Consider the following 20916-nt stretch of genomic DNA (forward strand, 5'->3'; position numbering starts at 1 on the left):
ACTCCGGCCACCCCGGTGAAATTCACGTTCCGGTTGAGCCGCACGCTGAGTAAGGTGCCAGGAGTGCAACTGTGAGGTGCCGTAACGGGGATGGGCTGGGACAGATGGCCGCGGGGTTATTCGAGGGGCAGTATGTGTGGCATCCGGCGGCCGACGACCGCGTGCTGGGGAGCGTATGCGTCGATGTCCGGGCCGGCCGATATCTGAGCTCCCTCGACGCCCTGGCCGAAACCCGCGGTGACTTCGGCCTGCGCGCCCATCGCTCCCTCGTGCTCGCCTCGGAGGCCGCGGACTCCGACCTCGTCGAGCGCTGGCTGCATGAGGAGCCGGGCCCCGAGGCGGAGCTGATGTGGGCGCGGGTGGCCGTGCTGCGGGCGCTGCGCGCGGCCGACGCACGCGACCCGCGGACCGAGGCGCTGGAGCGGATAGCGCTGGCCGCCTGCGACCGGGCCGCCGCGACGGCCCCCGCCGACCCCACACCCCTGGTGGCCAAACTGGCCATGGCCCGGCTGCACCGGCTGCGCGACCGGGCACCGCGCGGACTGCTCACGGCACCGCCGGGCCCCTGGCGGCTGTTCGCCCACATCCTCTCCCTCGACCCCTGGCACCGCGAGGCCCACCACCGCTTTCTGGCCTGCTTCTTCACCCGGTACGGCGGCTCCGTGACCGCCGCCTGGGACGTCGCCGCCTTCCTCGGCCAACGGGCCCCCGCCGACTCGCCGCTGCGCCTGCTCCCACTGGTCGCCCTGGTGGAGTGCTACGACCCGACCCAGCTGCTCGCCGACCGGGTCTGGGAGCAGCCGCAGTGGCGCTCGACCTCGCTGTCGATCCACGGCGACTGGCTGCCCGCGGTGGCCGACTACCCCTTCACTCCGGTCCTCGACCTGGCCTATCTCGCGCACGCCCTGGTCATGGCCCGGCGCGAGGAGGAGGCACGCGCCGTCTTCACGGCGATGGGGCCGTACGCCTCGCGCATGCCCTGGTCCGTCTTCGGTGACCCGGCCGCGCAGCTGTCCCGGGCGCGCCGCGCCTGCGGCCTGCCCGTGCCGAGCGCCTGACGGATCGCAACCCCCCACCGAGAGAAAGGCCCGACCCGTGTCAGAACGGATATCGGTCCCGCGTGCCGCGGCACGCGGGGGAGCGGATCCGATCGCGCTCGACGACGACGCGACGCTGCATGCGATGGGTTATCCGAGAAAACTCACCCGCCGCTTTCAGGCATTCGACAATTTCGCCATCTCCTTCACCATCATCAACATCATCTCGGGTATCTTCTCGGGTTTCGGATTCGGTCTGAACGCGGGCGGCCCGAGCATTCTCGTCTTCGGCTGGATCGGCGTCTCCGTCATGGTGCTCTTCGTGGGAGCATCGATGGCCGAGGTCGCCTCCGCCTATCCGACGAGCGGCGCGCTGTATTTCTCGGCGGGAAAGCTCGCCAAACGGCACAAGGGCGCCTGGTCCTGGTACACCGGCTGGCTGAACTTCGTGGGCCAGGTGGGCGGCACGGCCGCCACCGGCTACGCCGCCGCCACCTTCATCCAGGCCTTCATCGCCCTCCAGTGGCCCTCGTACGAGCCGACCGGGCACCGAACGGTGCTGATCACAGCGCTGATCATCGTGCTCCAGGGACTCGCCAACACCTACACCGTGCACCTGGTCGCCGTACTGAACCGGATCTCCGTGTGGTGGCTGCTGATCGGACTCGTGATCATTGTGACCGCCCTGATGGTCATGCCCGATCATCATCAGTCGGCTTCGTTCGTCACGCATTTCGCGAACAACACCGGTTTCACCAGCGGCCTTTATGGCGGGATGCTCGGCCTGCTGGTCACCAGCTGGACCTTCACCGGCTTCGACGGCAGCTTCCACATGTCGGAGGAAACGGTCCGGGCGACGGTCAATGCGCCGCGCGGGATCACCCGGGCCATCGCGTACTCGGCGATAGCGGGACTGCTGCTGATGCTCGCATTGGTCTACAGCATTCGTGACTACGACCGGGTGGCGAGCGCCGACGCGCCGCCTGTGCAGATCCTGATCGACGGGCTCGGCGCGGGCACCGCGAAGGTGCTGCTGCTGATCGTGATCGGCGCCATGCTCTTCTGCGGCCTGGCCAACCTCACCAGCAACACCCGGCAGATCTTCGCCTTCTCCCGGGACGGCGCGATGCCCGGCTCCCGCTGGTGGCACTCGGTCTCGCCACGCACCCGCACCCCCGTGAAGGCCGTGTGGCTCGCGGTCGCCTGCTCGCTGGCGCTCGTGGTGCCCGGCTGGTGGTCGCACACGGCGTTCACCGCCATCGTCAGCGTCAACGTGGTCGGACTCTTCCTCGCGTACGCCGTCCCGATCCTGCTCCGGCTGCGCCTGGGGGACGAGTTCCAGCCGGGGCCCTGGCACCTGGGGCGCTGGGGGCGGCCGGTCGGGGTCGTCGCGGTGACCTGGATCCTGCTCAGCAGCGTCCTGTTCATGCTGCCGCACGCCTCGCCGGTCACCGCCGACACCTTCAACTACGCACCCGTCGCCCTGGCCGTCGTCCTGGCCGTGGCCACTGTGTGGTGGTTCACCAGCGCCCGCCGCCGCTTCCACGGCCCGGTCAGCTACGGCCGCCCCGACGAGGTCGCGGCGATGGATCTCGTCTGACACCGGCCGACATCCGTCCGGCGGCGGCTCTCGCCTGACGACTCGTCACCCTCCCGGCGTCCGAAGCCGCACGGCGGCGGACGCCGGGAGCGCTCGTCCGGTCGTCCGTCCGCCGATCCGCCCGCTCATCCCACCCCGCCCGTACGGTGATTGGGCCATTCGGACTCCGCCAAGGTCATGCCAGTGGTCGACACCAATATTCGTAGGCGCGTCCGGGCCGAAGTGCTGGCAGACGCCCACCCCCTGCGGTCATAGTGGGCGGACCACCGTGCACTGGACCCGCCCGACCCGGACACCTGGGAGTCCTCCGCCCATGAGCAGAGCCGAGCAGCCGTCCCGCAGAATCGTTCTGGCAGCCGCGGTCGCCGCAACCGTCACCGGCAGCGCGGGCCCGGCGGTCGCCGTCGACGTCACCGCCGACGCCGGGGCTCCCGCGCAGGCCCCGGCCCGCACCGTCGACAACCGCGCCTGGACCACGTACACCGACTGGCGCGGCGGTACCGCCCAGGGCACCCGGGCCGTCGCCGGCGCCCGCCCCGGCCTCGTCATCGCCACGGCCGTGGGCACCCGCGACTACACGGATCCGCACACCGGCGAGAGCGCCTCCTGGGAGTACGCGACCTGGACGTCCCCGGTCCACCGGCTCACCGTGCCCGCCACCGAGGTGATCACCTCCTGGAACGCGCACACCCCCGCCGGCACCTGGATCCAGATCGAACTGAAGGGGACGTACTCGGACGGCACCGCCACACCCTGGTACGTGCTGGGCCGCTGGGCGGCCGGTGACCAGGACATCAGGCGCACCTCGGTCGACGACCAGAAGGACGGCAGGAGCACGGTCTGGACGGACACCCTCGCCGTCGACGACCCGGCAGGCGGACTGCGCGTCGCCTCCTACCGGCTGCGGCTGACCCTGTACCGCAGGCCCGGCACGAAGCTCACCCCCACCGTCTGGCGGGCCGGCGCGATGGGCTCCGACGTCCCCGACCGCTTCACCGTCCCGGCCTCCACCCCCGGCCTTGCCCGGGAGCTGACCGTCCCGCGCTACTCGCAGGAGACTCACATCGGTCAGTACCCGGAGTACGACAACGGCGGCGAGGCCTGGTGCAGCCCCACCTCCTCGCAGATGATCATCGAGTACTGGGGCGGCCGGCTCACCCCGGAGCAGTTGGCCTGGGTCGACCCCGCGTTCGCCGACCCGCAGGTCTGCCACGCGGCCCGGTACACCTTCGACCACCAGTACAACGGGTGCGGCAACTGGCCGTTCAACGCCGCCTACGCGGCCACCTTCAAGGACCTCCAGGGCGTCGTCACCCGCCTCCGCTCGCTCACCGACCTGGAGACGCTGATCGCGGCCGGCATCCCGGCCATAACGTCCCAGTCCTTCCTGAAGGGCGAGCTGACCGGGGCGGGGTACGGCACCGCCGGGCATCTCATGACCGTCATCGGCTTCACCGCCGAAGGCGACGTGATCGCCAACGACCCGAACTCGCCGAGCAACGAGGCGGTGCGGCGCGTCTACAAGCGGCGCGAGTGGGAGAACATCTGGCTGCGGACCAAGCGGTACAACGCCGAGGGCAAGGTCGCCTCCGGCACCGGCGGCGTCTGCTACCTCTACTTCCCGGCGCGTCCCACCCCGCGCCAGCGCGCGGCGCTCGCGGCGGTGGGCGTGGTGTGAACGCCGGGCGTGCTGTGAGCAACGTCTCCGCCGCACAGGCCGTTCGCGGTGGCAGGGTGGGCGTATGACCACGCATTCCGCCACCGCCGCGCGCGTCCGTACCGGCGGCCCCGAGGAAGACGGCCCGAAGATCCTCGAGCACATCATGGGCTGGACCCTCGTCGTGGTCGTCGCGATGCTGATCACACAGCTCGGCCTGCTGTGACCTGACACACACAGGACCCTTTGGCCGGACATATCCCGACCCTGTTGTCGGGCAGACCCACCAAACTCGATCAGACTCGAACGAGCAGCTGGTGCAGGTCTGCCATACTGCGGATGTCCCGCCGCCCGTTGAACAACAGGGTCTAAATTGAATATTAGTCAACAGCGTGACGCGGCCCGGCCCCGGGCGCGCGGCACCGAGCGCTCGATGGCGCGCCGTGCCGAACTCATCACCATCGGGCGGAAGCTGTTCGCCGACACGTCGTACGACGCGCTCTCCATGGACGACATCGCCCGGCAGGCCCATGTCGCCAAGGGGCTGATCTACTACTACTTCCAGTCCAAGCGCGGCTACTACCTGGCGATCATCCAGGACTCCGTCGCCGACCTGGTCACCTTCGCCGCGAGCGGCCTCGAACTCCAGCCGGTCGACCGGGTGCACCGCACCATCGACAGCTACCTCCGCTACGCCGAGCACAACCAGGCCGCCTACCGCACCATCGTCAGCGGCGGCGTCGGCTTCGACACCGAGGTGCACGCCATCCGGGACGGCGTGCGCGAGGCCATCGTGGCGACCATCGCCGAGGGGGCGTACGGCCGTACCGACATCGCCCCGATCGCCCGTATGGGCCTGCTCGCCTGGGTGTGCAGCGTGGAGGGCGCCACCCTGGACTGGACCGAACGGCCCGAACTGCCCCGCGACACCATGCGCGAGCTGCTGGTGAGGACCCTGGGCGGCGCCCTGCGCGCCATCGAGGAGATGGACCCCGCCTACCCGGCCCCGGAGCCCGCGCGCCGGGAGAGCTGACCCCGGCCGGCGGCAGGACGCAGGGGCGGAGGCTCGTGGCCCTCCGCCCCTGCGTCCCCCCGTGGGACCCGCTACTTGATGGACTTGATCAGTTCACCGCCCGAGGTGTCCCCGCTCAGCTCCCAGAAGAACGTTCCGCCAAGACCCTGCTGGTTCTTGTACGTCATCTTCGTCGCGATGGTCGCGGGGGTGTCGTAACTCCACCACTGGCTCCCGCACTTGGCGTACGCCGTGCCGCCCACGGTTCCGGTCGCCGGGCACTTGGTCTTGAGCACCTTGTAGTCCTCGATGCCCGCCTCGTAGGTGCCCGGAGCCGCGCCGGTCGCCGTGCCGCCGGGGGCCGACTGGGTGACGCCGGTCCAGCCGCGGCCGTAGAAGCCGATGCCGAGCAGCAGCTTGGACGACGGGATGCCGAGGCCCTTGAGCTTGGCGATGGTCGCCGAGGTGTGGAACTCGGCCTTCGGGATGCCGGAGTAGGAGTTCAGCGCCGAGTGCGGAGCCGTGGGGCCGGTCGCGTCCCAGGCGCCGAAGAAGTCGTACGTCATCGGGTTGTACCAGTCGACGTACTGGGCCGCGCCCGCGTAGTTCGCCGCGTCGATCTTGCCGCCGCTGGTGGCGTCGGCCGTGATCGCCGCGGTGACGAGGTTGCCGGAACCGAACTTGGCGCGCACCGCCGCCATCAGGTTCTTGAAGGCCTCACGGCCGCTGGTGTCGCAGGTGGCGCCGCAGGCGTTCGGGTACTCCCAGTCGATGTCGATGCCGTCGAAGACGTCGGCCCACTTGGAGTTCTCGACCAGGTCGTAGCAGGACTGGGCGAAGGCGGCCGGGTTGCGTGCGGCCTCGCCGAAGCCGTTCGACCAGGTCCAGCCGCCGAAGGACCACAGGACCTTCAGGCCCGGGTGCTTCTTCTTCAGCTCGCGCAGCTGGTTGAAGGTGCCGCGCAGCGGCTGGTCCCAGGTGTCGGCGACGCCGTCCACCGACTCGGCGGCGGTGTAGGTGCGTTCGGTCGCCGCGTAGGAGTCCCCGATCGCGCACTTGCCGCCGGTGACGTTGCCGAAGGCGTAGTTGATGTGGGTGAGCCTGGCCGCGGAGCCGGACGTCTCGATGTTCTTGACGTAGTACTTGCGGTCGTAGGTGCCCCATTCGGTGAAGTAGCCGACGACCTTGGAGCCGGCGGCGAGCTTCGGCTTGGCGGCGGGTTCGGCGGTGGCGGTGCCCGCGCCGGCGAGCAGTCCGGCGCCGAGGACGGCCGCGCACGCGGCGGAGACGAGCGCCATGAGCCGGGCGCGCGGGCGGTGCGAGAGGTGCATCGGGTGTCTCCTCGTGGGGGGAGAGGGGAGCATGCTCCGATTGGCATGGACGCGCTGATGCGTTGATCCGTCACCGTAGGAGGACTAGACCAGTACGTCAATGGTTCGGACCAATTTCGGCGCCGGGATAACGTGCTGGATACTTCTTTTAGTGAGCGGTCGTTAACCGGTGACGCGATGCCTCCGATCGGGCATACTCACAGCGCACAGCCGCTGGTCAGCAGCTTCCGAGACCCGGAAATGCGAGCATCGGCCCGGCACCAGAGAGACCCGGCGGAGCCGCCCCACCCAAGGCGGATGACCGCCGACGTGCCCGACAGGGAGGATCGTCGCCATGCCCGACCGCGCCCCGCAGCCCGTGGACCGTCAACTGCCCACGGACGAGGCCCGGGATCTGATCTCGCTCGTCCGCGACATCGCGCAGCGCGAGATCGCCCCGAAGGCGGCCGAGGAGGAGGACGCCGGCCGCTTCCCGCGCGAGGTCTTCACTCTGCTCTCCGAATCGGGACTGCTCGGCCTGCCGTACGACTCCGAGTACGGCGGCGGCGACCAGCCGTACGAGGTCTATCTCCAGGTCCTCGAAGAACTCGCCGCGGTCCGCCTCACCGTCGGCCTGGGTGTCAGCGTGCACACCCTGGCCTCCTACTCCCTCGCCACCTACGGCACCAAGCAGCAGCAGGTCGAGCATCTGCCCGCCATGCTCGGCGGCGGATTGCTCGGCGCGTACTGCCTCTCCGAGCCCGCGTCGGGATCGGACGCGGCCTCGCTGCGCACCAAGGCGGTGCGCGACGGCGACGACTGGGTGATCAACGGCACCAAGGCCTGGATCACGCACGGCGGCATCGCCGACTTCTACACGGTCATGGCGCGCACCGGCGAGGAGGGCCCGCGCGGGATCACCGCGTTCCTGGTGCCCGGCGACGCCGAGGGCGTGAGCGCGGCGGCACCCGAGAAGAAGATGGGCATGAAGGGATCGCCCACCGCCCAGGTCCACTTCGACGGCGTCCGGGTCGGCGACGAGCGGCGCATCGGAGACGAGGGCCAGGGCTTCGCCATCGCCCTGTCCGCCCTGGACTCCGGCCGGCTCGGCATCGCCGCCTGCGCGATCGGTGTCGCCCAGGCGGCGCTCGACGAGGCGGTGTCGTACGCGACCGAGCGCCGGCAGTTCGGCAAGCCGATCGCCGACTTCCAGGGCCTGCGCTTCATGCTCGCCGACATGGCGACCCAGATCGAGGCGGGCCGCGCGCTGTACCTCACGGCGGCGCGGCTGCGCGACGCGGGCCGGCCGTTCGCCAAGCAGGCGGCGATGGCCAAGCTGCACTGCACCGACACCGCGATGAAGGTCACCACCGACGCCGTCCAGATCCTCGGCGGATACGGCTACACCGCGGACTTCCCGGCCGAGCGCTATATGCGCGAGGCCAAGGTCCTCCAGATCGTCGAGGGCACCAACCAGATTCAGCGGATGGTCATCGCCCGTCACCTAGCAGGTCCCGAGGGACGCTGAACTGCCCGTGCTTGACCGTCGGCGCCGCGAGCCGGATCCACTCCGGGTCGTGGCGCCCGGGCAGCGTGCGGCCACGGTCGGCCCAGGTGCGCATCAGCTCGCGGTAGATGGGCGGATCCGGTTGCTGCGGAGGCGCCGGCGCCAGCGAGCCGGCGGGCCGCGGCACGAAGATGCGGCGCTGAGGCCCGGTCGCTGAATAGGTGGGGGGCATACCAGGGCAACGCGGAGGTGGGCGGACAAGTCACCGCCCGCCGGAATCGGGCGTGAGTTCACGGCCGTCCGGCTCACGCTCTGGTCACCTGCCACTACCTGACGTACCGTCAGCCCAGCCGCCTCCAGGGAGGTATGCCGTGGCCGACGACGACCGCCCCGTCGCGCTCGACGAGTACCCGGTGCACCAGGTGCCGCTGTCCATGAGGTACGTCGCGACCAGCGACCGCAACGCCTACGACCGCTGCATCTTCCACGTCCTCGACCACCAGGGCCGGGCCCTGCTGATCCTCGGCCTCGGGGTGTACCCGAACGCCGGAGTGATGGACGCGTACGCGACCCTGCGCGTGGGGGACCGGCTGCACGCCGTGCGGGCCTCGGACGCCCTCGGCGAGGACCGGATGCGGCTCGCCGTCGGGCCGCTGCGCATCGAGGTCGAGGAGCCGCTCCGGAGGTTCCGTCTGACGTGCGACGACCAGGAGTTGTCGTACGACATCACCTGGACCGCCGACTTCCCCGCCCTCTGGGAACCCCACCACCTCCAGCGCCGCGGCGACCGGCTCACCCTCGAAGGGCGCCGCTTCGTACAGGGGGGCGGCGTGGCGGGCGTCGTGCGCGCCGGCGGTGAGGAGTTCCGCGTCACCCCGACCGGGTGGACCGGCACCCGTGACCGCAGCTGGGGTGTGCGCCCCATACCGGGGGAGGAGGGCGGCCGGTTCGCCGAGGAGCACCCGACCGAGGGCTTCCACTGGATCTGGTGCCCGGTGCGCTTCGAGGACCGGTTCCTGATGGTGATCGTCCAGGAGGACGCCGACGGACACCGCACGCTCAGCGACGCGACGATGGTCCGCCCCGGCCGCCGCGACCGCCAACTGGGCTGGCCACAGACCGAGATCACCTACCGTCCGGGCACCCGCCACCCGGAGCGCGCCCTCATCCACCTCGGCGACATCCGCAAGCCCGAGGAACTCCAGGTGGAGATCCTGGCCTCCTCCCCGCTCGCCGTCGGCGCCGGCTACCCGCCCGCCGACGACTGGCAGCACGGCACCTGGCGCGGCCGAGGCTGGACCGATCGCCGTACCTACGACCTCACCGACCCCAGCGCACACCCCCTCGCCGCATACGGCGTCACCGACCACGCCGCGCGCTTTTGCCTGGACGGCAGGGTCGGGCACGGCATCTTCGAGCACGGCTCGTTCGGACGGCACGACCCGAGCGGGTTCACGGACATCAAGTCGGTCGCTCCGTAGGGGGTTTCGACATGGCAGCCACGGCACCCCGCCCGCGCACCAGCACCCGCGACCCCGAGGAACTCACCCGCCGCCTCACCGCCTGGCTCGGCTGCCGGGCGCCAAGGCAGTCGGCGTCACCGTCCCCGAGTCGAACGGCATGTCCAGCGAGACCCTGCTCTTCGACATCGAGCACCCCGAACCCCCGCTGCGGAACTGCGCGTTGCGGCTCGCGGCGGACCCGGCCGCCTACACCGTCTTCCCCGTGTACGACATGCCGCGCCAGTACCGGACCATGCGCCTCGTCGCCGAGCACACCGATGTGCCGGTGCCGAAGGTGCTCTGGCTGGAGGAGGACCCCGGCCCCCTGGGCGCGCCCTTCTTCGTCATGGAGCGCGTCGACGGGCGGGTGCCGCCGGACGTCATGCCGTACACCTACCAGGGCAACTGGCTGCACGCGGCGAGCGACGAGGAGCGCGAGCGGCTGGAGGCCGCCACGATCGGGGTGCTGGCCCGGCTGCACGACCAAGTGCCGTTGCGCGAGGCCGAGTTCCTCACCCTTCCGGGCAACGGCGACGCGCTGCGACGACATGTCACGGCCCAACGCGCGTACTACGAATGGGTGGTTGACGGACGCGCCCGCTCACCGCTGATCGAGGACGCGTTCGCCCGCCTGGAGGAGCTCTGGCCGTGCGACCCGGGCACACCCGTGCTCAACTGGGGTGACGCACGCATTGGGAACATCGTCTACGACGGTTTCGAACCCGCCGCCGTCCTCGACTGGGAGATGGCGGCCCTCGCGCCGCGCGAGGTCGACCTCGGCTGGACGGTCTATCTGCACCGCTTCTTCCACGACCTGACGGTCGCCTTCGGCCAGCGCGGACTGCCGGACTTCCTACGCCGCGACCGGATCGAGGCCCGCTACGCCGACCTCACCGGCCACACACCGCACGACATGGACTTCCACACGCTGTACGCGGCCCTGCGGCACGCCATCGTGATGCTCCGGATCGCCTACCGTCAGGCGCACTTCGGCGAAGTCGCCGTCCCGGCGGACCCGGACACACTGATCCTGCACCACGGCAGCCTGCGAGCCATGGTGCAGGGCAGCTACTGGAATTGAGCGATGCGACGCCGGTGCCGGCGCGCGGAGCGGCGTGCGCTCAGGCGGCCTGCCGGCGCATGACCGGGACCCTGATGGGGCGCGAGCCCGGGCCACCGACGTGCGAGAAGGGCTGGGTCCGCCAGTTCAGTCCCTGAGGGAGCGTCAACAGGAGGGCGGTGTCCTGCTCCTGGGGCTCCAGCGACTCGTCCGCGGAACGGGCCTCGGCGGCCCTGCGGCCCGTACCGGCGCAGACCGTCAGACCGAAGGGGTTCCACGGCGAGGCGCACAGCGCGTGCTCCGGCAGGACCTCCTCGTCGGCCAGCAGGGCGATGGGCTGCGCGCAGTCCGGGCAGATCACCCGGAACATCTCGAAGGTGTCGTACGCGTCGAGTTCCTCGTCGAGGGCGTCGGGTTCGACGCCCTCCGGCTCGGGCTCGACGACCGCCTGGAGGCGCTTGGGTGCGGTTCGACCAGGGCGCTTAAGACTCTGCATTGGGTTCTCCCCCTCGGGCTGGGCCGTGACGGCACTGCGGCCTCGACCACAGCAAGCACTTCCCGTCTGCTCTCGGCGTTAATCACGGGAGCATCACGGAGGCCGTTCGAGGCCTGTGGCCTTCGTCACATGCCGCCCGCAGGTGCCCGTGGCGGCCGGTTTGTCCCCCGGCCGGCCCGCAACCGCTTCCCGTGGACATCACGAACCGGGCATGACCTGGGCTGCTCAGGTATCCGAGGAGATCAGCCGCACTGTAGGTTCTTGCGCCATGGAGGAGCTGGACCGACAAATCGTGCAGCTGCTCGTCAAGGACGGGCGGATGAGCTACACCGATCTGGGCAAGGCCACGGGTCTGTCCACGTCTGCCGTGCACCAGCGGGTGCGGCGGCTGGAGCAGCGTGGCGTCATCCGGGGCTATGCCGCGGTGGTGGACCCCGAGGCCGTGGGGCTGCCCATGACCGCGTTCATCTCGGTGAAACCGTTCGATCCCAGCGCGCCGGACGACATCGCGGACCGGCTGGCCGGAGTGCCCGAGATCGAGGCCTGTCACAGCGTGGCCGGGGACGAGAACTACATCCTCAAGGTTCGGGTGGCCACGCCGCACGAGCTGGAGGAGCTGTTGGCACGGCTTCGGTCGTTGGCGGGGGTGTCCACGCGGACGACGGTGGTGTTGTCGACGCCGTACGAGGCGCGGCCGCCGCGGGTTTGATTTACGGGGGACTGATCGCCGCTGGGCTGTTTGTGCGTTGTCTGCTGCGGGTCGTTCGTGGTTGATCGCGCAGTTCCCCGCGCCCCCAGGGGTTGTCGGCGCGATCAGTCCAGCAGTGTGGGACCTGCGTACCGAGGGGGCGGGGGGAGGCGCGAGACTGTTCCTCATGAGTGACAGCGCCGCCCAGCCGAAAACCGTCCTTCTCCGCCGAGGAGAGGTCCACAGCACCGCAGATCCCTTCGCCACCGCCATGGTCGTGGAGCGGGGGCAGGTGGCCTGGGTGGGGTCCGAGGGGGCCGCCGATGCCTTCGCCGACGGGGTGGACGAAGTCGTCGATCTGGACGGTGCGCTGGTCACGCCCGCGTTCACCGACGCTCATGTGCACACCACCGCCACGGGTCTCGCCCTGACCGGTCTCGATCTGTCCGGTGCGTCCTCGCTGGAGGCGGCTCTGGGTCTCGTGCGGGAGTTCGCCGCCGCCCGGCCCGAGGACCGGGTGCTCCTCGGGCACGGCTGGGACGCCGCCCGCTGGCCCGGTGGGCGTCCGCCGACGCGCGCCGAGCTCGACGAGGCCGCCGGGGGCCGTCCTCTCTACCTCTCCCGTATCGACGTCCATTCGGCGGTCGTCACCACGGCCCTGCTGGACATGACGCCGGACGGCCCCGGCACGGTCGACGGGCCGCTCGTCGCCGCCGCCCATCACGCCGTACGCGCCACCGCGCTGGCCTCCATCACGCCCGCCCAGCGCGTCGAGGCCCAGCGGGCCGCGCTCGCGCACGCCGCGTCCCTCGGGATCGGCACCGTCCATGAGTGCGCAGGGCCGGACATCTCCTCCGAGGAGGACTTCAGCGGCCTGCTCCGGCTGGCCGGCGAGGAGGCCGGGCCGCGCGTCGTCGGCTACTGGGCCGAGCAGGACGTGCGCAAGGCGCGGGAGCTGGGCGCGGCCGGCGCGGCCGGGGATCTCTTCGTCGACGGCGCCCTGGGCTCGCACACCGCATGTCTGCACCAGCCGTACGCCGACGCGGACCACACCGGCACCGCCTACCTGGACGCGGCCGCCGTCGCCGCCCACGTCGTCGCCTGCACCGAGGCCGGCCTCCAGGCGGGCTTCCACGCGATCGGCGACGCCGCCGTGACCGCCGTCGTGGAGGGCGTGCGGGCCGCCGCCGAGAAGGTCGGCCTCGCCCGTGTCCGCGCCGCCCGGCACCGGGTCGAGCACGCCGAGATGCTCACCCCCGAGACCATCGCCGCCTTCGCCGAGCTGGGCCTGACCGCCTCCGTCCAGCCCGTGTTCGACGCGCTGTGGGGTGGCGAGGACGGCATGTACGCCCACCGCCTGGGCGCCGAACGCGCCCGCTCCCTCAACCCGTTCGCGGCCCTGCTGCGCGCCGGCGTGCCCCTCGCGTTCGGCTCCGACAGCCCCGTCACCCCGCTCGACCCGTGGGGCACGGTGCGCGCGGCGGCCTTCCATCACACCCCCGAGCACCGGGTGTCCGTACGCGCCGCGTTCACGGCGCACACGCGGGGCGGCTGGCGGGCGATCGGGCGCGACGACGCGGGCGTCCTGGTACCGGGCGCACCCGCCGACTACGCCGTGTGGCGCACCGACGAACTGGTGGTCCAGGCCCCCGACGACCGGGTCGCCCGCTGGTCCACCGACCCTCGCTCCGGCACGCCCGGACTGCCCGACCTGAGCCCGGGCCGGGACCTCCCCACCTGCCTGCGCACGGTTGTGGGCGGACGAACGGTCTTCGTACGGCCGGGCGAGTGATCTCCCGGGGTGGCGCGAACTCGATCATCGCGCGCCGCCCCTTGGCGCGACCTGCGCATCCTCTGCGCTGACCAGCGATTTGGGTGAATACCCGCAGGTCAAACGGCTGTTGACAGGCGGAGGCCCGGGGCCGGTAGGTTCGGCCGGGTCCACCACCGGACGCCCGACCGGGCAACCGCGGAACTTCCGGGAACCCGTCGCAACGCCGCTGGGTCAGGGACGGTGTGCCGCACCGGGGCACCGTCACTGGGAGCCAGGCTCAGTGTCCGCGCGGCGACGACGGAACGTTCCGGCCGGTCGGGGAGGTGTGACCCGGGTGGGGCCCGGGAGCTCAGTAGACAACGGCTTTCGGTCGATCCGCAGCCAGCGGGTCCCAGGTCGGCCCGAAGGGCGCGCCGGGCCCCCATCCGCAGCAGACGCGCGGCGTCCGCACACAGAAAACGCATGCTTACCCCGCTCTTGTGGAATCGACACCACCATACGAACGTGCCGTCACGTCAGCGCAGGCCGCGCCCACTATGGTGGACGTCTGCGGACGGACATGAAGGGGCAGCAGTGAACGACGGCGACGGGACTCTCGGGGCACAGCACCGGGGGAGGCAGTTCGGGCCGCTCGGCACGGCGTTGGTGATCATCCCGACCTACAACGAGGCGGAGAACATCAAGAGCATCGTCGGCCGGGTCCGCAAGGCGGTCCCCGAGGCGCACGTGCTCGTCGCCGACGACAACAGCCCCGACGGCACCGGCAAGCTCGCGGACGAACTCGCCGTCGAGGACGACCACGTCCAGGTCCTGCACCGCAAGGGCAAGGAGGGCCTCGGCGCCGCCTACCTCGCGGGCTTCCGCTGGGGCATCGAGCACGACTACGGCGTCCTGATCGAGATGGACGCCGACGGCTCCCACCAGCCCGAGGAACTGCCCCGTCTGCTGACCGCCCTCAAGGGCGCCGACCTCGTCCTCGGCTCCCGCTGGGTGCCCGGCGGACGGGTCGTGAACTGGCCCAAGTCCCGCGAGTTCATCTCCCGCGGCGGCAGCCTGTACTCCCGTGTCGCCCTGGACCTCCCCCTGCGCGACATCACCGGCGGCTACCGCGCCTTCCGCCGCGAGACCCTGGAGGGCCTCGGCCTGGACGACGTCGCCTCCCAGGGCTACTGCTTCCAGGTCGACCTCGCACGCCGCGCGGTCAAGGCCGGCTTCCATGTCGTCGAGGTGCCGATCACCTTCGTCGAGCGGGAGCTCGGTGACTCGAAGATGAGCCGCGACATCCTGGTCGAGGCGCTGTGGCGGGTCACGTCGTGGGGCGCGCGGGAGCGGGTCGGCAAGCTGATGAGCCGTACGAAGCCGTCGTCGCCGCCCCGGCCGTCGTAGCTCCTGCCCCGACTGCCCGCCGCTCGTCGCGTCGCCGTCCGCTTATCCCGCTCTGAGCCGGGTCCAGGCACACTGGACGCATGACGACTGGCGCTCCGACCCCCACCTATCCCGCCCGGCCCCGGCGCTCCCGGCTGCGCACCTTCCTGCCGCTGGGTGTCGCCGCCTGGCTGGTGCTGGAGATCTGGTTGCTCACCGTGGTCGCCGGCGCGACGAACGGGCTCGTGGTGTTCCTGCTGCTGCTCGCCGGTCTCGTGCTCGGCTCGGTGGTGATCAAGCGGGCGGGCCGACGCGCCTTCCAGGCCCTGAACGAGGCGCTGCAGCGCGGCGGCACCCCGACCAGCGGCGGTGGCAACGGCCTGATGATGCTGGGCGGCCTGCTGATCATGCTGCCGGGCCTGGTCTCGGACGCGCTGGGGCTGCTCCTGCTGATCCCGCCGGTCCAGAAGGCGCTGAGCCGTCGTGCGGAGCGGACGTTCGAGCGCAAGCTGCGCGAGGCGACCCCGGGTTCGTTCGGCGACGCCTTCCAGCAGGCCCGGATGCAACGCCCCGACGGCAAGGTCGTTCAGGGCGAGGTCATCCGGGACGAGCCGGGGAACGCCCCGGAGGGGCCGCGGCCGCCGCTGACGCGGTGAGACGCGAAGAGACCGAGATGCGGGAAACCGAGAAGAAGAGGGCCCGGCGCCACTGAGCGCCGGGCCCTCTTCTTGTTCTTGCTCTTGGCGCACCAAGTCTTTGGGTACGCCGAAGGCTTTTGGGCACGGCAAACCGCGGGCGTCGTACGTCAGCTTCACGTACGACGCCCGCGGTTACACGTTGCCTGGTGGTTCCGCCCAAGCCCCGCAGGGGTTAAGCGGACTTACGGCTGTCCCGGGGGTGAACCGCGATGTTCATCGCCCCGGAGCGGAGAACGGCGAGCCGTTCCTCGAGGACCTCTTCGAGTTCCTCGCGGGTACGCCGCTCCATCAGCATGTCCCAATGTGTACGCGCGGGCTTGGCCTTCTTCTCCTCAGGGCCGTCGCCGTCCACGAGGAGTGCCTGGGCCCCGCAGACCTTGCACTCCCACTCCGGCGGGATCTCCGCCTCGACCGAGAAGGGCATCTCGAACCGGTGCCCCTTCTCGCATGCGTACTCCACGGCCTGGCGCGGGGCCAGGTCGATGCCGCGGTCCGTCTCGTAGCTGGTCACCACGAGGCGCGTGCCGCGAAGAGCTCGCTCACTCATGAATCGTGCCTCCCGGGCTTGTCGCCCACAGGACAGGTGTCGCTGTCGTCGTCATCCGGTCAACGTCCGGTCGGCGGTAAAGATTCCCGTTCCGTGTCCCGTTCCGGGTGATGCGTCGCCGTCGTAGCCGCAGCCTTGCTGACCAATGTCGTACCCACCGGCGCCCGGTTTGTCACATCTGCTAGCAGATGTAACCCAGCGTTTCGGCATCTTTGACGCGCAGTAACGGTACGCCTGGCAGGCCAAACGCGTACACTACCGCCCTTTCACTCGGAACGCTAAATCGTGTCCGGCACCGGATTGCCCGCGTCGCTGATCGCCCGACGCGCCGGAACCCTTGCGAGCAGGGCGAATCCGAGGACGAAGAAGGCCACGAGCGAGATGATCGCGTCTCGATAACTTCCGGTCAGCTGGTAGGTGAGCCCGAAGAGAAGCGGGCCGAGCCAGCTCATGCCGCGGTCGCTCATCTCGTACGCCGAGAAGTATTCGGCCTCCTTCCCCGGCGGGACCAGATGGGAGAACAGGGACCGGGACAGGGCCTGGCTGCCGCCGAGGACCAGCCCGATGCCGGCGGCCAGTACGAAGAACCACACCGGTGCCCCGGCCGGCAGGAAGTACCCGGCCGCCAGCGTCACCGTCCACGCGATCAGCGAGCCGAGGATGGTGCGCTTCGCGCCGTACGTCCGGGCCAGCCGCCCCATCGTCAGCGCCCCCACCACGGCCAGCACCTGGACCAGCAGCACGGCGCCGATGAGCGTCGACTGGCCGAGGCCGAGTTCCTCGGAGCCGTAGACCGACGCCTGGGAGATGACCGTCTGGATGCCGTCGTTGTAGATCAGGTAGGCGAGGAGGAAGGCGAGGGTCAGCGGGTGGCGGCGCATGTCGCGGACGGTGGCCGCGAGCTGCCGGAAGCCCATGGCGGTCTGCTTCTTTTCGGCCGGTGCCTCGTCGCCCGTCTCGCTCCGGGCGCGGCGGTCGCGCAGTCGGCGCAGCGGGATCAGTGCGAAGCCGCCCCACCACAGGCCGGCCGATGCGAGACAGATGCGGACCGCCGTGCTCTCCGAGACGCCGAAGGAGTCGTGCGCGAGATACAGGACCAGGTTCACGACCAGCATCAGCGAGCCCGACGCGTAGCCGAAGGCCCAGCCCCGGGAGGAGACCGCGTCGCGCTCCTCGGGCGGGGCGATCTGTGGGAGGTAGGAGTTGTAGAGCATCATCGCGACCGACTGCGCGGCGTTCGCGACGATCAGCAGGAGGCCGCCGAGCAGATAGCGGTCGCCGTCCAGGAAGAACATGGCCGTGGTGGCCGCGGCCCCCGTATAGGCGGCGGCCCCGAGCAGGGGCTTCTTGCGGCCCGTACGGTCGGCCGCCGCGCCCACCAGGGGCATCACCACAACGGCCACGATCACCGACAGGGACACCGAGTACGCGAAGAACGAACCCGCGCGCACCGGGATGCCCAGCGGGTGGACGAACCCGTCGGCGTCCGCCGCCTCCTCGGCGACCGACGTCAGATACGGGCCCAGGAACACGGTGAGCACGCTCGTCGAGTAGACCGAGCACGCCCAGTCGTAGAAGTACCAGCCGCGCTGCTCGCGCCGACGTCCGGCGGCCTCGTCGGCCGGCTCTGTACGCACGGTTCCGGTGCCCACCGCGCCCTCGCTTCCCCGTGATGATCCCGCGCGCGGGTGGGGACGGGGGCGGGGGTCAGACCCAGACGCCGCGGTCCTCCATGACCTTGCGCAATGTGTCGATGTGATCGGTCATGATGCCATCGACTCCCAGGTCCAGGAGCCGGTGCATCACCTGGGGATCATTGATGGTCCACACGTGCACCTGGAGCCCGCGCGCGTGGGCGGCCCGTACGAAGCGGTGGTCCACCACCTGGATCCCGGACTGGGCCTCGGGAACCTGGGCGGCGACCGCCGAGCGGCGCAGCGCGGCCGGGACTCCCCAGGAGCGCAGCCGCAGATTGAGGACGCCCCGGGTGCCGTACGACGTGGCGAGACGCGGTCCGGCCAGGCGCTGGGCGCGGACGACGCGGGCCTCGGAGAAGGAGCCGACGCAGACGCGGTCCCAGGCGTTCGTGCGCTCGATCAGCTCCAGGAAGGGGTGGAGCGCGGGCTCCGCCTTGAGGTCGACGTTCCAGCGGACCTCGGGGAAGGTCTCCAGGAGCTCCTCGAAGAGGGGCACCGGCTCCTTGCCGCCCACGCGCGCGTGCCGTACGTCGTCCCAGGGCAGGTCCGCGATCCGGCCCGCCCCGTCGGTCACCCGGTCCAGGGTCGAGTCGTGGAACGCGACGAGCCTGCCGTCGCGCGTGGTGTGGACGTCGGTCTCGATGTACCGGTAGCCCAGCTCGACCGCGCGCCGGAACTGCAGCACGGTGTTCTCCAGACCGTCCGCCGCGCCGCCCCGGTGGGCGAAGGGGATCGGACCGGCGTGGTCGAGGTAGGGGTGGCGTATCCGCGTGGTGCTCACGGACGCAGTATCGCTCCCCGGGGTTGCCCGGTGGCAACGACCGTGCTGCCGTCCGATGCCGAGGGGACGGCGAACACCCGCAGGAAGAGCTGGGCGAGCGGGCCGATGGACACCGCGTAGAGGACGGTGCCGACACCGACCGTGCCGCCCAGCGCGAAGCCGGTCACGACGACCGCGATCTCGACGGCCGTACGCATCAGGCGGATCGAGCGGCCGGTGCGCTGGTGCAGGCCGGTCATCAGGCCGTCGCGAGGGCCCGGGCCGAAGCGGGCGGCGATGTAGAGGCCGGTGGCCACGCCGTTGAGCACGATGCCGGCCAGGAGGAGGGGGATCCGTACGGCCAGGGTGTGCGTTTCGGGAAGCAGGGCGAGCGTGCCGTCCATGGCGAGGCCGACCACGAAGACGTTGGAGACGGTGCCGAGGCCGGGGCGCTGGCGCAACGGGATCCACAGGAGCAGCACGGCCGCGCCGACGATGATCGACACGACACCGATCGTCAGGCCGGTGCGTTCGGCCAGGCCCTGGTGCAGCACGTTCCAGGGCTCCAGACCCAGGCCCGCCTCGACGAGCAGCGCCGAGCTCGCGCCGTACAGCGCGAGCCCGACGTAGAGCTGTGACAGCCGCCGGACGAGATGCCCGTGCGTGAGCCGCTTCGCCGTATGTCCTTGCGTGGACAAGGCGTGCCCCCCTGTGGTGGTAGTGGACTGATGCATGACACCCTGTGGCTTGGGAGGCGGTGCCCTCCATGGCCAATTCGGGGAAGGTGGACTGGAAATCATGGCGCAGTGGACTTCCGCGATGGGGGCCGCACAGCTGGCCCGGCTGCTCACCTCCCAGCAGGACCGCCCCGCCGGCCCCGGTACCAAGCGCCCGCCCGCGTACCGGTCCCTGGCCGACGGCATCCGGCTGCTCGTCCTGGAGGGCCGCGTTCCGGTCGCCGCACGGCTGCCCGCCGAGCGGGAACTGGCCCTCGCCCTTTCGGTGAGCCGTACGACCGTGGCCGCCGCGTACGAGGCGCTGCGCACCGAGGGGTTCCTGGAGTCGCGGCGCGGGGCCGGGAGCTGGACGGCCGTGCCGGCCGGGAACCCGCTGCCCGCCCGCGGTCTGGAGCCGCTGCCGCCCGAGGCGCTGGGCTCCATGATCGACCTGGGCACCGCTGCGCTGCCCGCCCCCGAGCCGTGGCTGACCCGTGCCGTCCAGGGCGCCCTTGAGGAATTGCCCCCGTACGCCCACACCCACGGCGACTATCCGGCCGGGCTGCCCGCACTGCGCGCGATGATCGCCGACCGGTACTCGGCGCGCGGGATTCCGACCATGCCCGAGCAGATCATGGTGACGACCGGTGCGATGGGCGCCATGGACGCGATCTGTCATCTGTTCGCGGGTCGCGGTGAGCGGATCGCGGTCGAGTCGCCGTCGTACGCCAACATCCTCCAGCTGATGCGGGAGGCGGGCGCCCGGCTCGTGCCCGTCGCCATGGCCGAGGGGCTGGCCGGCTGGGACGTGGACCGGTGGCGGCAGGTGCTGCGGGAGGCCGCGCCCCGGCTCGCCTATGTCGTCGCCGACTTCCACAATCCGACCGGGGCGCTGGCTGACGAGGACCAGCGGCGGCGGCTGGTGGACGCGGCGCGGTCGGCGGGCACGGTGCTCGTCGCCGACGAGACGATGAGCGAGCTGTGGCTCGATCCGGACGTGGAGATGCCGCGCGCGGTGTGCGCCTTCGACCCCGCCGGCTCGACCGTCATCACCGTAGGGTCGGCCAGCAAGGCCTTCTGGGCGGGGATGCGGATTGGCTGGGTGCGGGCGGCTCCGGACGTGATCCGCAGCCTCGTGGCCGCACGCGCCTACGCCGATCTGGGCACGCCCGTGCTGGAACAGCTCGCCGTGAACTGGCTGTTCGGTACCGGGGGTTGGGAGCAGGCCGTGGAGCTGCGGCGCGGGCAGGCCCGGGAGAACCGGGACGCGCTCGTCACGGCCGTGCGGCGGGAGCTGCCCGGTTGGGAGTTCGAGGTGCCGCGGGGCGGGCTCACGCTGTGGGTCCGCACGGGTGGCCTGTCGGGCTCTCGGCTCGCGGAGGTCGGGGAGCGGGTGGGGGTCCGGGTGCCGTCCCGCACGCGCCTACGCCGATCTGGGCACGCCCGTGCTGGAACAGCTCGCCGTGAACTGGCTGTTCGGTACCGGGGGT

At 71.0% G+C, this 20916-nt stretch carries 19 protein-coding genes and 1 pseudogene; 13 read left to right on the forward strand and 7 right to left on the reverse strand.

All coding sequences use genetic code 11. The features are described 5' to 3' along the window. Nucleotides 1–104 precede the first annotated feature (104 nt). The 5 genes from L0P92_RS11650 (at nt 105) to L0P92_RS11670 (ending at nt 5327) form a co-directional block, all read left to right on the forward strand. Entirely contained in the window at nt 105–1058 is a 954-nt protein-coding gene (locus tag L0P92_RS11650; RefSeq protein WP_234762483.1) for a hypothetical protein, read from the forward strand. A 37-nt stretch (nt 1059–1095) separates the two neighbouring features. Then, nucleotides 1096–2637, forward strand: coding sequence for an amino acid permease (locus L0P92_RS11655; protein ID WP_234762484.1), 1542 nt, complete (start codon nt 1096–1098; stop codon nt 2635–2637). Nucleotides 2638–2950: 313 nt separating this feature from the next. Then, nucleotides 2951–4315, forward strand: coding sequence for a C39 family peptidase (locus L0P92_RS11660; RefSeq protein ID WP_234762485.1), 1365 nt, complete (start codon nt 2951–2953; stop codon nt 4313–4315). A gap of 64 nt (nt 4316–4379) precedes the next feature. Further along, nucleotides 4380–4520 carry an SCO1431 family membrane protein gene (locus L0P92_RS11665; protein ID WP_234762486.1) on the forward strand — a complete coding sequence of 47 codons (141 nt, stop codon included), beginning with the start codon at nt 4380–4382 and terminating at the stop codon, nt 4518–4520. A 147-nt stretch (nt 4521–4667) separates the two neighbouring features. Further along, complete coding sequence (locus L0P92_RS11670; RefSeq protein WP_234762487.1) at nt 4668–5327, forward strand: TetR/AcrR family transcriptional regulator; 660 nt, start codon at nt 4668–4670, stop codon at nt 5325–5327. A 71-nt stretch (nt 5328–5398) separates the two neighbouring features. Here L0P92_RS11670 and L0P92_RS11675 read toward each other — a convergent pair whose 3' ends face one another. Continuing rightward, nucleotides 5399–6637: a glycoside hydrolase family 18 protein gene (locus L0P92_RS11675; protein WP_234762488.1), complete on the reverse strand. Its 1239-nt coding sequence runs from the start codon at nt 6635–6637 to the stop codon at nt 5399–5401. Between the two features lie 334 nt (nt 6638–6971). Between L0P92_RS11675 and L0P92_RS11680 the strand changes: the two genes are divergently transcribed. Beyond that, complete coding sequence (locus L0P92_RS11680) at nt 6972–8144, forward strand: acyl-CoA dehydrogenase (RefSeq protein ID WP_234762489.1); 1173 nt, start codon at nt 6972–6974, stop codon at nt 8142–8144. On the opposite strand, the gene L0P92_RS45670 is transcribed toward L0P92_RS11680, so the two are convergent. Then, the gene (locus tag L0P92_RS45670) at nt 8107–8355 is read right to left on the reverse strand and encodes a hypothetical protein (protein ID WP_234762490.1); all 249 of its coding nucleotides are present in this window, start codon (nt 8353–8355) and stop codon (nt 8107–8109) included. The two genes, L0P92_RS11680 and L0P92_RS45670, sit on opposite strands and share 38 nt — an antisense overlap. A 139-nt stretch (nt 8356–8494) precedes the next feature. Between L0P92_RS45670 and L0P92_RS11690 the strand changes: the two genes are divergently transcribed. Next, entirely contained in the window at nt 8495–9604 is a 1110-nt protein-coding gene (locus L0P92_RS11690) for an Rv3169 family protein (RefSeq protein WP_505016539.1), read from the forward strand. 11 nt (nt 9605–9615) lie between these two features. Further along, nucleotides 9616–10706: pseudogene (locus L0P92_RS11695) on the forward strand (phosphotransferase family protein). A 40-nt stretch (nt 10707–10746) separates the two neighbouring features. Here the strand turns inward: L0P92_RS11695 and L0P92_RS11700 are convergent. Beyond that, complete coding sequence (locus tag L0P92_RS11700; RefSeq protein ID WP_234762491.1) at nt 10747–11181, reverse strand: hypothetical protein; 435 nt, start codon at nt 11179–11181, stop codon at nt 10747–10749. 268 nt (nt 11182–11449) lie between these two features. Here L0P92_RS11700 and L0P92_RS11705 point away from each other — a divergent pair, with 268 nt between their 5' ends. From L0P92_RS11705 to fxsA, 4 genes are all read left to right on the forward strand, one after another. Beyond that, complete coding sequence (locus L0P92_RS11705; protein WP_016434164.1) at nt 11450–11890, forward strand: Lrp/AsnC family transcriptional regulator; 441 nt, start codon at nt 11450–11452, stop codon at nt 11888–11890. 166 nt (nt 11891–12056) lie between these two features. Next, nucleotides 12057–13661, forward strand: a complete 1605-nt coding sequence (locus tag L0P92_RS11710; RefSeq protein ID WP_234762492.1) for an amidohydrolase — start codon at nt 12057–12059, stop codon at nt 13659–13661. A gap of 555 nt (nt 13662–14216) precedes the next feature. Next, nucleotides 14217–15029 carry a polyprenol monophosphomannose synthase gene (locus tag L0P92_RS11715; RefSeq protein ID WP_234762493.1) on the forward strand — a complete coding sequence of 271 codons (813 nt, stop codon included), beginning with the start codon at nt 14217–14219 and terminating at the stop codon, nt 15027–15029. Nucleotides 15030–15109: 80 nt separating this feature from the next. Beyond that, nucleotides 15110–15664 carry an FxsA family membrane protein gene (gene fxsA, locus L0P92_RS11720; RefSeq protein WP_234762494.1) on the forward strand — a complete coding sequence of 185 codons (555 nt, stop codon included), beginning with the start codon at nt 15110–15112 and terminating at the stop codon, nt 15662–15664. Nucleotides 15665–15878: 214 nt separating this feature from the next. Here the strand turns inward: fxsA and L0P92_RS11725 are convergent, their stop codons facing one another. The 4 genes from L0P92_RS11725 to yczE form a co-directional block, all read right to left on the reverse strand. Further along, nucleotides 15879–16253: an RNA polymerase-binding protein RbpA gene (locus tag L0P92_RS11725; RefSeq protein WP_003977404.1), complete on the reverse strand. Its 375-nt coding sequence runs from the start codon at nt 16251–16253 to the stop codon at nt 15879–15881. Between the two features lie 278 nt (nt 16254–16531). Next, the gene (locus L0P92_RS11730) at nt 16532–17905 is read right to left on the reverse strand and encodes an MFS transporter (RefSeq protein ID WP_234762495.1); all 1374 of its coding nucleotides are present in this window, start codon (nt 17903–17905) and stop codon (nt 16532–16534) included. 55 nt (nt 17906–17960) lie between these two features. Beyond that, nucleotides 17961–18731, reverse strand: coding sequence for a glycerophosphodiester phosphodiesterase family protein (locus tag L0P92_RS11735; RefSeq protein ID WP_234762496.1), 771 nt, complete (start codon nt 18729–18731; stop codon nt 17961–17963). Next, nucleotides 18728–19444 (reverse strand): membrane protein YczE, encoded by a 717-nt coding sequence (yczE, locus tag L0P92_RS11740; protein ID WP_234762497.1) that lies wholly within the window; start codon nt 19442–19444, stop codon nt 18728–18730. Before yczE ends, L0P92_RS11735 begins: the two co-directional genes overlap by 4 nt. Nucleotides 19445–19508: 64 nt before the next feature. On the opposite strand from yczE, the gene L0P92_RS11745 reads away from it, so the two are divergent. Beyond that, nucleotides 19509–20916 (forward strand): SCO1417 family PLP biosynthesis transcription factor (locus L0P92_RS11745; protein ID WP_234762498.1); only part of this gene is annotated, 1408 nt, incomplete at its 3' end.

It is taken from the genome of Streptomyces muensis (assembly GCF_021474425.1).
Lineage (GTDB): Bacteria > Actinomycetota > Actinomycetes > Streptomycetales > Streptomycetaceae > Streptomyces > Streptomyces muensis.